Genomic DNA, 14,060 nt, shown 5'->3' on the forward strand with positions numbered 1-14,060 from the left:
GGCTATGAATGACAACCAACCTGACCCGAGACGAAGCACAGAGCCGTACCCAAGTGCTCGATGTCTCGACCTACACCGTCGACATCGACGTCAGCAATGCGGAAACTGGGGCTCCGACATATCTGTCACGTACCGTCGTCGAGTTCAACGCTCGAGCCGACTGCCGCACATTCATCGACCTGATCGCGGATTCGGTCACATTCGCACAGATCAATGGTGAGACGCTCGACCCAGCCGAAGTGTTTGACGGGGCGCGCGTGGAATTCCCCGTCCGCACGGGGAAGAACTCCCTGACGATCGAGGCGCAGGCCTACTACTCCACCTCGGGAGAAGGGCTGCACCGCTTCACCGATCCTGCCGACGGCAAGGTCTACCTCTACACTCAGTACGAACCGACCGACGCCCGCCGTGTGTTCGCGAACTTCGACCAGCCGGACCTCAAGGCGGAGTTCATCTTCAACGTGACGGCCCCCGAGCACTTCCAGGTTCTGTCGAACCGACCTGAGACGAGTCAGGGGCCCAGCCAGGAGACGAGCCAAGAGACGGTCGACACGGACTCCGCCGCGGTCACTCATCATTTCGCTCCGACGCTGCGGCAGTCGAGCTACATCACGTGCATCACCGCCGGCCCCTACGAGGGCGCGACCGACGAATGGACGGATCCCTCGACGGGCGAGGTCGTCGCCCTGGGCGCATGGACGCGCGCCAGCCTCGTTGATCACCTCGACGCCTCCGACATCTTCTCGATCACGAAGGCCGGGCTGGACTTCTTCAGCGCCGAGTTCGACTACCCCTACCCCTGGGGCAAATACGATCAGATCTTCGTTCCGGAGTACAACCTCGGCGCGATGGAGAATCCTGGGCTGGTGACGTTCACCGACGGATTGATCTTCCGGGACAAGGTCACCGACGCGAACTACGAGTCGCGTGCCAACGTGATTCTGCACGAAATGGCTCACATGTGGTTCGGCGATCTGGTGACCATGAAGTGGTGGGACGACCTGTGGCTCAAGGAGTCGTTCGCCGACTATATGGGCGGGCTGGCGCTGGCTGAGGCAACCCGCTTCACCGACGGCTGGGTGACCTTCGCACTGCGTCGCAAGGCGTGGGCGTACACGCAGGATCTATATCCGACTACGCACCCAATCGTCGCCGACATCCCCGATGTCGAGGCAGCGAAGCTCAATTTCGACGGCATCACCTATGCCAAGGGTGCGTCCGTGCTCAAGCAGCTCGTCGCCTTCGTCGGCCGGGAGGCATTCTTCGCCGGCTCGCGTCTGTACTTCAAACGGTTCGACTACCGCAATACCGAGCTCGCCGACTTCCTCGAATGCCTCGCCGAGGCGGCCCCAGACCGGGACATCGCCACCTGGGCCAGTGCCTGGTTGGGCACCTCGGGAGTCTCCGAGCTGTCACTGGAGCTGACGACAGCCAGCGGCTCTGGTGCCGGCAGTGCCAAGGCGAGCACCAGCGCAAACGGCAGCCGCAATGTCAGCGGCGCCTCATCGTCTGCACGACGCTCTGGACGAGAGAGCATCACCGGCGCGAGGATCACTCAGGCCGATTCGGCTCGCGGTGCCGAGCTGCTGCGCCCGCACACGCTCGAGATCGCCACACTGGGACGATCGGGGCGCAAGCTGGTCCCCATCGATACCTTCGCCTTCGACTTCTCCACCGAATCCGCCGAGGTGGAGCAGCTCGCTGGGCGCACCCTCGGCGATATCACGCTGGTGAACTACGCCGATCACGACTATGCGCGCGTGCGGTTGGATCCGGCATCGACGGAGGCCGCGATCAAGTCGGTGTCCCGGATCGCCGACCCGCTTTCAAGGGCTTTGGTGTGGTCGGCGTTGGACAGTGCCGTTCGCGATGGCCTCCTCCCCGTGCAGCGGTATCTGACGGCTTATGCCCGAAGCCTGGGTAAGGAGAGCCATGCCGGCATCATGGCCGGGCTGAGCCAGACGGCGTTGACCTGCCTGGATCAGTGGGTCTCGAAGAGGAACTTCGAAACCGCAATCTCCGGCCTGTTGGGCGCTGCTCTCGACGCCTTGGCTACGGCCAGATCCGGTTCGGACGCTCAGCTGCATCTGGCGAACCTGGTTCTTGCTCTCACGTCGCGTACAGCACGTTGCTTTGAGGCAAGTGCCGCGATCACGATGGGCCGCAGCTTCGCCTCGCAGATCCTCGCCGTTCCCGTCGGGGAGGAGATCGAACGTCTGACCCCGAGCGCACCGGCTGAGCAGAGAACCACCCCAACGGGTGGGAGCCACACTGAAGCTGGAGATGCTGCTGGGTCTGAACCTGATGCTCCGGACCACGCGGCGTCGTTGCCATTCAAGGGTTTGCTCAATGATCATGCTCTGCGGTGGAACGCACTGACCGCGCTCGTGTGCCTGGGGTGGGCCGATCAGACCGACATCGCTCGAGAGAACCAGTCCGACCCCAGTTCATCGGGTCGCCTCCACGCAGAGACGGCGAGTGCGGCCATGCCGCTGCCGATCGTGAAGATCCGTGCGTGGGAGGTCATCAACGAAGCGGCTGCGCTGAGCAACGATGTGCTCTCGGCCATCATCGCCGGTTTTGTGGCCCCCACGTCGATGCCGCTCATCGAAAACTATGTCGATGAGTACTTCTCGCGGCTTGCCGGCTTCTGGGCCGACAACTCGATCGAGATCGCCAGGCGCCTGGTGCTCGGGCTCTACCCGCGTTGGTCGGTTGACGAAGAGGCCACGGTCGAGAAGACCGATGCCTGGCTGGCCGCGCACAGCGATGCCCCGGCGGCACTGCGTCGGCTGCTCATCGAACGGCGCGACGATCTGGCTCGGGCGATCTATCTCAAATCGACCCAGAACTCACGCCACTGACTGTCACTTCAGTTGACCTGGCCGGTCGGCTGTAGCCGCTGATCTGATACCAGAGCTGCCGACTCTGCTGCAGCTACCGGGCAGGAGTATGACAATACAGAACGAAGGCCGACACCCCGTTGCATGTGGGGCATCGGCCTTCGCTCTGTGTTGTGACGGCGGCATCGGGCGGGGAACAACCGACCGCTCAACCTCTCACTCAGATGATTCGGCGGGCTCCGGAGAACTCATTGCCGGTGTCCCACGATTTCCAGTCGCTGACGTAGACGTCTTTGGACGCGTTGGGCGAATGGATCATCTTGCCGCCGCCGATGTACATTCCCACATGATGGACGGTTCCCGAGCTGGTCGAGAAGAACAGCAGGTCGCCAGCCTTGAGGTCACCTTCGGAGACCTTTTTGCCGGTTGTGGCCTGCTCTCCCGAGTCGCGGGGAATGTCGATGCCGTGTGCCCGGTAGATGCTGTAGGTGAAGCCCGAGCAGTCGAAGCCGTAGGGCGAGACACCGGCCCACAGGTAACGCAGACCGTCGAACTGCTTCGCAGTCTTGACGAGGTCAGAGCCACTGGGCTTCGCTGGCTTGCTATCGGTGTCGTAGACGGCGACGTCGTCGAAGTCGATCCACGCAGCGCCGCCGCCGGGGAGCGCCACGCGCACATCGTCGACGTCTTGGGCGATGAGCGGAAGATCCACGTTGAAGCTGACGTCCGCACCGGTGTCCTTGGTGAATTCGATGCCTTCGAGTTCGCTCTTCTTCTTCGTGACGACCGCGCGGGGCTGGTCGTCCTTGAGCTGCCCGAATCGGTCGTTCTCGACCAGTTGCTTCTTCGGCACCCAGCCGGGGTAGCCCTTCTTGTTCTTGGAGGTCGACTGGTCCTTGACCGCGACCTTGGCCCACTCGCCCTTGGTTTTGAGAACAGTGACTTCGGCACCATATGAGGCTTGGGTTTCGACCTTGCCAGTCAGGCCGCGTCGCACATCGGTCTTCTTCAGATTCTTGTTCCACTTGTCGAGGTCGACCGGATGGCCGAGGGCAGGCTTGTCGACCTTCCGGGGCGCGGTCGAATCGGTCCACAGAGTGGCGACAGTGACATCGACGTAGGCCGTTTCGCCCTTTTCGATCTTGCCGTCAGTGATCCGCTCAAGCTCCTGGCCCGGGACGACTGCAGCTTCCAAATCGGTTACAGATTCTTTATCGGTCGACGTCAGGTTGCTCGACAGCGCAGGGGCTCCTGCGCCGAATACCAGTCCGAGTCCAAGTGCCGCCGAAACAGCAATTTTGGTACGCATTATTTCTCTTTCGGTCTGCGGGTGTCACGCCCGCGTGGGGGAAGTCTCCGAAGGTCATTCGGTATGCGTGATCCGCCGCACATGGCATCGACCGGTATCGAAATCTGTGGTCGACATCGATCGAACCCATGCGCATCGAAGCGCCGCACAGCGCCAATATTACCGCCCGCTTGGAAGCAGGCAACAACGTCGACACTGTGGCAGGATATCGCGATGCGGCGCTGAAAAGAAGTGCCCTTGTCCGAATCGATATAGAGATGAGACTTCGGGCGTTTTCTGCGGCTGAAGGCAGCGCACCCGGTGCGGGGCGTCGCCTTCACTTCAGCATGATCTGTTCAGGCCGGCTCATTGTCGCCAACCCAGGTCATTGATATCAGTTGAGGAACTCCGCTACCAGCAGCTCGAGAGACTGTATCCTCGCAGCGTCCTGACGCAGCCCCTCCCCTTCCATCGCTCCTGCGACGGGCTGGATCATGATCTCGTCGACCTCGAACCGGCCGGCGAGTTCCTCGAGTTGGACCTTGGCAGATGCGGCGTCGCCGATGATCCAGTTCTCAGACATCTCTTCGCCGACCATACGCTCCTGATCTGTCCTGACCGATCGCACGTCGTCGCCGGCCAATCGCAGTGGTTCCATCCGCCCGCCGGTTCGCAGGCGAGACATCTGCAGCAAGAACGGCTCCGCGCGCAGCTGCGCTTCTTCCTCGGTCGGTGAGACCACAGCATTGACCGTGACGAAAGTCTGCGGCTTATCACCGTAGGCGCCCGGGACGAAGTTGTCGCGATAGATCTTCATTCCGGTCGTGGCACCAGCTGCGAAGTGGTTGGCGAAGACATAGGGCATGCCGAGCTCGGCAGCCAGCCGAGCGGAGTAACCGGATGAGCCCAGCAGCCACGGCAACGGCTGCGTTCCCGGCACGGCCGCCGGGGTTGCGTGCAGAACGTGTTCACGGCCACCATGGAGCGGAACACGCAGCCCCTCGGGCTTCATCAGGCTCAATGTGTCGATGACATGTTGCGGGAATTGCTCGACGGGGTCGACGGTTCGTCCCTCACGGTCAACCATTCGCCCCTCGCCGAGGTGGCCCCTCATAGCCGCCGAGGTGATCGGATCCGTGCCGGGTGCCCGTCCGATCCCCAAGTCGATACGGTCACCGTAGACCGCAGCGAGGAGGGAGAAGAGTTCCGCAACTGCCAGAGGAGCGTGGTTGGGCAACATCACACCGCCGGATCCGAGGCGAATGCGTTCGGTTCCCTGACCGAGGTACATGAGTTCAGCGCCCGGCATCGTTGAGGCGATCGATGGCATATTGTGGTGTTCGGCAACCCAGTAGCGGGTGTAACCCAGCTTGTCCGCGGACTGAATCAGTTCGTGGGAGGCTGCAAAGGAATCTGAGGTGCTCTGTCCGACACGGACCGGCACAAGGTCAAGAATAGAAAGCTCCATAACCAAGGCAACAGCTGCCCCACGAGCTTCATTCCTGATCGCCCGCGAGACCTGTAACTTCACCACTTGACCTTGCTCACGTCCTGGTGACCACGTGTGCTCACCCTGGCTCGCGGCTTCGCTCTCGCGTTTGCTCTCGCCCGGACTCTCGCGTTTGCTCTCGACCTGACTCTACCGGCGGAAGCTAGCTGCAGGCAGCAGAGGGCACGGATGCACGGGGCACGGGGTGGACTGGTCGCAGGCAGCGGCACACCTCTCCCCTGCCCAATCCAACTGGCACTAGTCGAAGAGAGTATCGGTGATCTCTTTAGCAATGAATCGTGCGTGCAAGATCGGGCGCCGAGCGGGATCGATCGACGCAGGTGGCACCCAGGCAGGGCGACCGTCCTTGAGCATCACGGTGTGCCAATCCGAATCGTCGATCAGATGGTGGTGAGACCCACATGCCAGTGTCAGATTGTTGACATCGGTCTTGCCGTCGTTCGCCCACGGAACTATGTGGTGGGCATCGCACCATCCAGGTGGGGTGTCGCAACCGGGGAACGTGCAGCCTTGGTCTCTGCTGGAAAGGATCGCCAGTTGCTTCGAGGTGGCGAATCGTCTCTCGGTGGCAAGTTCCATGCTCTTCGTCTTCTCGCTCATGAGGTGGAAGAACACCGAACCGTTCAGGCCTTCGTAGGAGGCCGTCTGCATCGGAAATGATGCCTCTGCGTCGGTGACGGCGCGACCGGACTGCTTCGCAAGGTCCTCTGCTTTCGCCGTGACCACGAGCGCGAAGGGCGAACCCGCCCTCACTCGATTCATTTCGATCCGGCCGATCATCGTGGCGAATCGTTCATAGATTCTGTTCTTCACGCTCGGTTGGCGACCAGCCATTGCCACCGTGGAGCCGTCTTCCCTCACTCCGTATCCGGGCGGAACATCGCGGTCATCCGTGGTGCGCACGTCCTTCGCTTCTCCAAGCGCGTCACTGACTTGATGGTCGAAGCCGAGATCCAGCGAGGGGTCTACCGCGTCAGATCGATCGCCTCGCAGGACTTGGCTGAATACGTCGACTACTTCTTGGTCCGCTGCCGAGGTGGTGCCCGCGGAGAGCGAGGCCGTGTCTGTGGCCGAATCACGCTGCTTGTCCGAAGTTGAGCTCTCGTTGTCGTCAGCTTTGATCCGGGAGGTGAGGTGTCCGCTCATGATGCCGCCCGTTACGGCATCAAGGACTCCTTTAAGTGCCCAGGTTCCGTCTTTTCGCTGGCGCAGGCTGACCGAGAGGTGATCACGTCTTGGGGCCTCGTCTGGAAGTTCGCCATCCGGGTCAAGCCATCCGAGGATCTCGTTGAACAGCTGCTGGATGTCCTTCACACGCACCGTCGGGGCCTTTTCGACCAGGATTCGTTCCGCTTCGAGACGCTCATCCTGACTTGCCTGAAGTGGAAGGTCCTTCAAACATCCGATGATTGTGCTGGCCTGCGTTGATGAGAGCGATCCGTTCTGCAAGGCCTCCGACACCACAGGAAACTTCGGGCCTATCGATTGGCCGCTGAAATTCACCTGGTTGCCCAGATGCTCGGCAAGGTCAGAGCGACGGTACGCCTCTCGTTCGGAGAGGTTGAGACGGTTCTGGACCAGTGCCTTCGTCGACTTCGCCCCGTAGTCTCGGGGAGTCCCCACCCGCTCGAAGACGGAGAGAGTCACGACTGAGAGTGATTCGACCAAACGATTGACGGTCTCCAGCCCGTCCATCACCGCTATCGCATCTTCGGGGCCCATCAGACGATTCAACGACTGGAGGTCGCCTACGAAGGACTGAAGTCCCTGGATACTGTCCACAACTTCCGGAGCGATGCGCGCCAAGCTCCCCCAGGCGTGCTCGTCAAGAAGAGGATGCCCCGAAATAGGGACACCGCCCGAGTCCGAGGCAGCGCCCCGAGCTGAAGCGGAGTCCGTGTCGCAGACGTGTCGTGGACGGTACGGCGATTCTTCACGGTTCGATTCAGCCGTGGGCTGCGTACCCAGGAAGGCCACCCAGTCGTCGTCTTCGCCACTATCTGAGGCGCACTCGCTGGCAGTGCGCTCAACTTCAGCCTCCGCGGCCTTCCTTCGCATCCACTCGTCTTTTTCAGCGTCGATCTCTACTGCTCGACGCTTGAGTTCGGCTTTCGCGTCCAGATCGTCAACGCTCGCCTCCCACAGGTTGCGGCCAGCCCAACGAGCTCGTTGCTCAGATTCTGTGGGCTCGCCAGAGTTCGCGGGTTCGGTCGATTGTGTGGGCTCCACAGGATGCTCTGCATCGGCGAATTCGAAATCATTCGGGGGCTGCGTGGCTACTTCGTCGAAACGATCTGCCAATGGGTGACCATCAAGGTCGAAGCCGGCGCCGCGCAGAAGCTCTCGATAGGTCGGAGAGTCGTTGCCCTCATTGACCTCGACCTCACCGCCCGGCACAGCGGACGAGGCGGGTTCGTCACGCCTGTCCTGCTTGTCGCGCCTGCGGTCGGGGGTGAGAGTCATGATCTCGGAATCCATTCGTCAACTACTGTGTTGTCCGCTTGAGTCCCATTTTACTCTCATCAGAAACACATTGTCTATAGTTATGTTCTATTTTTTTAGATTTTTCATTAGACTATTCGACTACTTTCGATCTCTCGCTCTCTTCGGACTCGGACTCGGACTCGGACTCCGGCAGAATGTGGCAATTGTCCGCCCGCCGCTTCAGCTGGCAGACCGAGCCCACAGCAACCTCGGCGACGTCATCTCATGAGGTGAACGCGCTGTCCCTCCGGGCTGAATAGGCTCAGATTCTCCGCACCGGGCTCCACCGCGCTTCCGAACCACTACGGGGTGCCAGTGTCGAATTCAGCGGCCTCCCCTGCCGTTCAGGGCCATCGACTTGTCGCCCGAAATCAGGCTGAGTCTGCCCTGATCACGCAGACCCGGTCGAATCCGGGGTGTGTCTTGGGCACGCCGAGTTTCGGTGTCTGGCTGCCGTCTGCGATGTGCTTGAGCGCCTGGACGCCTGGACGCCTGGACGCCGATGGCTCCTCGGCTGAGCTGCAGGACGGCCCTGCCGTTGATCTCCTGTGGCGTGAAGTGAATTCGCTGGTCTCCAATCGACGGCGTTCTGAAGAGCTCGTCGAGAGGTGGCCCGTGGATGCTTGCCAACGGCAGGAGAGCCTCCAACCTGGGCTTGCGCTGTCCAGGCTCCAGCTGCGACGAGGTACTCAGCGACATCCCAGCCAACTCAGCGACCGCGGCACCTTTCTGCGACACAATGCTCCAGTACCAGATCAGGCTCAGGCTCAGGCACAGGCACAGGCACAGGCACAGATGAGAATGCTCGACTGGCTTGGCATCGCCTACGTCGACGCAGCAGTCGAAGCGGTGGAACGTACCGAGGCAGGAACCGGTGTCACATCGCGCGACAACGGAACCGGTGTCACGTTTCACTGCACCAGTGCTGGCACCGATTCCGGCCCCTCGGAGAAGACAGTCGACGCTCTGGCGGTAGGGCCCAACTTCCATGCGAATGGCGAAGTCTTCGAGCAGCTCGGCAGCATCGTCGTCGACCACCCGATCGGCATGGGCTCGCCCATACCCGCCGAGGCGAACGGAGCAGTCGCTGTGCCCGGTATCTGGGCGGTTGGAAACAGCGCAGACATCTCGGCCAGGGTGGTGGCGAGCGCAGCCAGCGGTGTCGTGGTCGGGGCGCAGATCAACACCGACCTCATCATGAGCTCCGTGCCGCAACAAGCACCCCAGCCGGCGTGGGCATCGCCGATGGCGTGCGCCCCACGACGGCGGACTCAGCTCAGTGGCTGGCCTTCACACAGAGCACGGGACAGACAGCTTCGAGGATGACTCGTTGGATCGTCGAACCCAGGAGGAACTTCCCAACCGGGGTCCGCTTCCGGGTACCGAGCACGATCAGCTGAGCACCCGCCTCGGCGGCGGCATCCAGAATCTGCTCAGCGGGTTCGTACTCGCTGCCGCGGGCCAGCACCTGCGCCTGCACGCCGGAGCGCGACAGATAGTCCTGGACCGACTTCATCTCCCCTTCGCCGAGGCGGTAGGAATCTCTGCGATCGGATGTTCGGGAAGCGTTGACGACGACCAGATCACGGCCGTCCTTCTTCGCCTCCGCGATCCCCCTGTCGAGGGCCGCGTGACCCGCTGGATTGTTGACGTAGCCCACGACGATGGTCATTTTTCACCTTCACTTGTTGAGCGGATTGGATGTGACGCACAGGGACCGCCGGCACCCACTGCGGTACACGCTGCGGTACCCACGCCGGAGAGTTCCGCGATCATGTGAGCTCCTCGGGGTCGCGGAACTTGGTGCTCGCGCCCTTGACCGAGCGGTTCCACATCCAAGTGACGGCCCAGAGGACGACGCCGATGCCGATCAGCGCAATCGCGATCTGGTATTGGATCAGGTCGTCGAGGCGCGCCCACGGTCCGACGAGGAACGCGCAGGTGAACAGTCCGATCCAGGGCAGGTAGGTCGGTGCCTTGAAGTGCTGGTGTTCGACGGGCTTCTTCCGCAGGATCAGCACCGCGACGTTGACGACGGCGAACACTGCGAGCAGCAGCAGCGAAGTCGTGCCTCCCAAGGACGCGGTCACCGTCTCCGGCAGCAGCGTGGTCACCGCGATGATGAGGGCGAAGGCGATGACGGTCGTGAAGAGGATCGACACCCAGGGCGAGCGGCGTCCGCGCAGCACCTTCGCGAATACGGGCGGAAGCACGTTCTGCTTGGACATTCCGTACAGCAGACGGCTGGCCATGAGCATGTTGATGAGCGCGGAATTCGCGACTGCGAACATCGTCATGAACGGGAATATCACATCGATCGGAAGCCCCGGAGCACCGGCTCTGACGACCTCAAGCAGCGGCGTCTCGCTCTCGGAGAGTTTGCCGATCGGCACCGCGGCGACTGTCACAAGTGAGACGAGCACATAGATCACGCCGGTGACCGAGAGCCCTGTGAGCATGATCTTCGGGAACACTTTCGGGTCCTTGGTCTCCTCGACCATGTTCACCGAATCTTCGAAGCCGACCATGGAGAAGAAGGCCAGCGAGGTCGCACCGGTGATAGCGAGGAACACACCCTTGTCGTCTGCGGTTTCGAAGATCATCACGCGAGAGAAGTCGGCGCTGCCAGATCCCAGTGCGAAGAAGCCGACCAGGATGACCAGCAGCAGGCCGCTGAGTTCGATCACGGTCAGCACGACGTTGAACCAGACGCTCTCCCCCACGCCGCGCAGGTTAATCGCCGCGATGACTGCCAGGAAGCCGAGTGCGATCCACATGATTCCCGTGCCCGACATGTCCCATCCGAACCCGGCCACCATGTTGGCTGCGAAGACGTTGGAGGCTGTCGACGCCGAGGTGATACCTGAGCTGAGGACGGCGAAGGCGACGAGGAACGTCACGAAGTGGATCCCGAACGCCTTGTGCGTGTACAGCGCGGCACCGGCAGCTGTCGGGTACTTGGTGACGAGCTCCATATAGGAGAACGCCGTGATCAGCGCAACTGCGAAGGCGAGGATGACCGGTGCCCAGCCAGCACCACCGACCTGCCCGGCGACCTTGCCCGTCAGAGCATAGACACCGGTGCCCAGAATGTCTCCGACGATGAAGAGGAGCAGAAGTTTGGGGCCCATGACCCGCTTGAGCGTTTCCGGATGCTGTTCGGCCCCCGACCCCGCCTTGGTGGTGCTCTCACTCTGGCTCACGATGGTTCCTCCGTGTTCGCCCGTGATCGCAGCCTTGCGATCACTGGTGCCTGTTGCGGACCACGTTGAGGAAGGCTGTCAAGAGCGCCTTCGCGTCCCGACGACTGTCCTCGCCTCGCTCCTCGGCCTGGTTGAGGAGCGTGTCCTTGTCAAAACCCAATTCTTGCAGTTTTTTCGCGTCCCAGTTGCGTATATTCTGCCCTGTCGACTCGGGATGGAACTGTGTGCCCCACGCATTGCCGACCCGAAATGCCTGGAACCGACAGGCGGTACTGGTCGCCAGCAAGGTTGCCTCGGGCGGCAGATCGACGATGCGATCGACATGACTCTCGACGAAGGCCGCGCGAGTCCCGATCGCGGAGAACACCGGATCCTGCGCCGCATCTTCGGTCATATCGATCCAGGTGTACCCCTTCTCCGGTGCACCGGTTTGCGCCCGCACATCCCCGCCGATGACGTGGGCGATGAGCTGTCCGCCCAGGCAGATGCCGAACTGCGGCAGATCTGTCGCCAGCGCGTGCCGTGACAGCCGTGCCTCGGCTTCCAGCCAGGGCGCCCGATCAGTCTCATCAGGCATATACCCGCCGCCGAGCATGATCAGCCCGTCATAGTCGTTCAGGTCACTGGGTTCCGGCAGTCGGGAAACTCCGCCGATGCGCAGATCGAACTCGACGTTCTCGCTGATCATCCACTGCGTGAGCAGCCCCGGCTGGGATTCTATGTGGTTGACGATGACGAGGAGCCGAGTCATGATGATGCCCCCAGGAAACGCGTGTACGCGTCTTCGTGTGCATCGAGGACCCTCATCGCGTTGTCGAAGCCGAGCTTGCGCAGGTCGGAATCCGACCAACCGCGACTGGCCAACTCATCGAAAAGGGCAGGGTACTGACCGGCGTCGCCGAGGCCGGCCGGCAGTTCGTCAACACCGCAGATGTCCCCGCCGAGCCCGATGTGGTCGATTCCGATCCGCTCGCGTACGTAGTCGCAGTGGTCGGCGACATCGGCCACTCTCACCTCGGGTGCGGTGCCGTTCTCGCCTGCCTCCACCCATTCGCGTCGAGCATTCGACACGAATGAGGGCACGAAGGTCATCATCGCCACTCCTCCGTTGCCGGGCACCCGATCGAGGATGTCATCGGGGATGTTGCGCGGATGCGGGTTGAGCCCGAAGGCGCACGAGTGGCTGAAGATCACCGGCAGGGTCGATATGTCCAGCGACTGGCCCATGACGCTGGGTGCGACGTGTGAGAGGTCGACGATCATGCCGATCCGGTTCATCTCCGCAACGACTTCGCGGCCGAATTCGCTTAAGCCCCCATGCTGCGGTTCGTCCGTGGCTGAGTCGGCCCACGAGTGCGTCGTCGACCAGGTCAGGGTCATGTACCGGGCCCCGGCCCGCGCATACGAGCGGAGCACGGCCAGTGATTCGTCGATCTGCTGCCCGCCTTCGACGCCCATGAGCGAGGCCACCTTTCCCGCCTCTCTGGAGGCGACCACCTCGGCGGCGGTGCGTGCGAACTGGAGTCGCTGCGGGTAGGCGGTGACGACACGTTGAACTGCGTCGATCTGCTCCCAGGTCGCCTTGATCGCGTCGGCACCCGTGATCGAGGAGTGGACGTAGACCGACCAGTACTGGGCGGCGACGCTGCCATCGCGCAGCTGATCCATCGTGGTGAAGGGCGAGACGTCGGGGTCGTTGAGTCCGTCAACGCTGTAGTCGCGTTCCTCGCGCAGGTACCAGGCGAGGTCGTTGTGCCCGTCGAAGACGTCGTATGTCATGGAGTGTCCTTTGCAGAGTGTCGAGAGTGTCGAGAGTGTCGAAAGTGTCTGTGTCGCCGAGGTGGTTCTGCGGTCTGGTCAGAGGCGTGCAGTCTGGTCAGAGGAATCGGTGGATGGCGTCGCCGGCTTCGCGCATGATCGGCATCACATCGACGACCCGGTCAGTGTCCTTCTCCCAGTTCGCGAACACCGCGTAGGCGACACGCCGCGTCGGTGTCATCGCGATTCCGGCATCGGCCCGAATCGTCCCGTTCGTGCCCGTCTTGTTCCAGACCCACACGTCACGCTGATAGTTGTAGTGGGCCAGTGGATCGAGGTCGAACGCCGAGGCGACCATCGAGGTGTCCGCGCCGGCTCCCAACCAGCGGCGGAAGATCTCGTTCGTCGACTCGTCCCAGAACTCGTCCTTCGCGTGCCGGGCCATGAAGTCGCTGAACTCGGCCGCGGTGCCCGTCGACAGGGTGCGCGGCGACTTCGCCGGTCGAGGCCAGCGGAGGAAGTCGTGGAGGCCAGAGTTGCGATATCCCAGATCCTGAACCTGACGGGCGACGTTCTCGAGGCCGACGCGGCGGATGAGCACATTGGTCGCGAAGTTGTCGCTGAATGCTCCGACGAGCACGGCTACGTCATAGACGCTCAGATCGTCCTGCTCCATGAGGTACCAGATGCCGGATTCGTCGACTCGCTCCGAGGGCCGCCGCGACAGGCGCTCTGACAGGTTGAGGGTGCCGCCCACGTGCATCTGCAGGGCCGTGTGCAGGAGGAACACCTTGCCCATGCTGGCGGTGTCGAGTTCGTCGTTCACGTTGTGGGCGAACACGCGTTCACCGCTGTCGATATCGAAGGCCAGGGCGCTGAAGCGCACTCCCGGCAGTCGGTCGAAGTCCACGTCACCCATGTTCGACGTTGTCCCCATGTTCATGTCCTGTGTCATCGTGCGAATCCCTCTTCTC

11 protein-coding genes are annotated in these 14,060 nt (G+C 62.2%); 3 read left to right on the forward strand and 8 right to left on the reverse strand.

Annotated features, from left to right (window positions below; genetic code table 11):
* Nucleotides 1-8: 8 nt before the first annotated feature.
* Nucleotides 9-2,864, forward strand: coding sequence for an aminopeptidase N (gene pepN, locus AAFP32_RS14125; RefSeq protein ID WP_350269657.1), 2,856 nt, complete (start codon nucleotides 9-11; stop codon nucleotides 2,862-2,864).
* A gap of 199 nt (nucleotides 2,865-3,063) precedes the next feature.
* Here the strand turns inward: pepN and AAFP32_RS14130 are convergent, their stop codons facing one another.
* On the reverse strand, nucleotides 3,064-4,152 hold the full coding sequence (locus tag AAFP32_RS14130; protein ID WP_350269658.1) for a C40 family peptidase: 1,089 nt from the start codon (nucleotides 4,150-4,152) through the stop codon (nucleotides 3,064-3,066).
* A 128-nt stretch (nucleotides 4,153-4,280) separates the two neighbouring features.
* Between AAFP32_RS14130 and AAFP32_RS14135 the strand changes: the two genes are divergently transcribed.
* A complete protein-coding gene (locus tag AAFP32_RS14135; protein WP_350269659.1) occupies nucleotides 4,281-4,523 on the forward strand; it encodes a hypothetical protein in 243 nt (80 codons plus the stop codon).
* Nucleotides 4,524-4,525: 2 nt separating this feature from the next.
* Here AAFP32_RS14135 and AAFP32_RS14140 read toward each other — a convergent pair whose 3' ends face one another.
* Nucleotides 4,526-5,599 carry an LLM class flavin-dependent oxidoreductase gene (locus AAFP32_RS14140; RefSeq protein WP_350269660.1) on the reverse strand — a complete coding sequence of 358 codons (1,074 nt, stop codon included), beginning with the start codon at nucleotides 5,597-5,599 and terminating at the stop codon, nucleotides 4,526-4,528.
* 279 nt (nucleotides 5,600-5,878) lie between these two features.
* A complete protein-coding gene (locus tag AAFP32_RS14145) occupies nucleotides 5,879-8,104 on the reverse strand; it encodes an HNH endonuclease signature motif containing protein (RefSeq protein ID WP_350269661.1) in 2,226 nt (741 codons plus the stop codon).
* A 444-nt stretch (nucleotides 8,105-8,548) separates the two neighbouring features.
* Here AAFP32_RS14145 and AAFP32_RS14150 point away from each other — a divergent pair, with 444 nt between their 5' ends.
* Nucleotides 8,549-9,451 carry a hypothetical protein gene (locus tag AAFP32_RS14150; protein ID WP_350269662.1) on the forward strand — a complete coding sequence of 301 codons (903 nt, stop codon included), beginning with the start codon at nucleotides 8,549-8,551 and terminating at the stop codon, nucleotides 9,449-9,451.
* Here the strand turns inward: AAFP32_RS14150 and AAFP32_RS14155 are convergent.
* The 5 genes from AAFP32_RS14155 to AAFP32_RS14175 all read right to left on the reverse strand — a co-directional run bounded on the left by AAFP32_RS14155 (nucleotide 9,402) and on the right by AAFP32_RS14175 (nucleotide 14,041).
* Entirely contained in the window at nucleotides 9,402-9,797 is a 396-nt protein-coding gene (locus tag AAFP32_RS14155) for a universal stress protein (protein ID WP_350269663.1), read from the reverse strand. The genes AAFP32_RS14150 and AAFP32_RS14155 overlap by 50 nt on opposite strands.
* Before the next feature lie 100 nt (nucleotides 9,798-9,897).
* Nucleotides 9,898-11,328, reverse strand: a complete 1,431-nt coding sequence (locus tag AAFP32_RS14160; protein WP_350269664.1) for an APC family permease — start codon at nucleotides 11,326-11,328, stop codon at nucleotides 9,898-9,900.
* Between the two features lie 40 nt (nucleotides 11,329-11,368).
* Complete coding sequence (locus AAFP32_RS14165; RefSeq protein ID WP_350269665.1) at nucleotides 11,369-12,079, reverse strand: type 1 glutamine amidotransferase; 711 nt, start codon at nucleotides 12,077-12,079, stop codon at nucleotides 11,369-11,371.
* Nucleotides 12,076-13,107 carry a dipeptidase gene (locus AAFP32_RS14170; RefSeq protein WP_350269666.1) on the reverse strand — a complete coding sequence of 344 codons (1,032 nt, stop codon included), beginning with the start codon at nucleotides 13,105-13,107 and terminating at the stop codon, nucleotides 12,076-12,078. The genes AAFP32_RS14165 and AAFP32_RS14170 overlap by 4 nt, the downstream gene beginning before the upstream one ends.
* A gap of 97 nt (nucleotides 13,108-13,204) precedes the next feature.
* Complete coding sequence (locus AAFP32_RS14175; protein WP_350269667.1) at nucleotides 13,205-14,041, reverse strand: serine hydrolase; 837 nt, start codon at nucleotides 14,039-14,041, stop codon at nucleotides 13,205-13,207.
* Nucleotides 14,042-14,060: the final 19 nt, after the last annotated feature.

The organism is Brevibacterium sp. CBA3109 (genome assembly GCF_040256645.1).
Lineage (GTDB): Bacteria > Actinomycetota > Actinomycetes > Actinomycetales > Brevibacteriaceae > Brevibacterium > Brevibacterium koreense.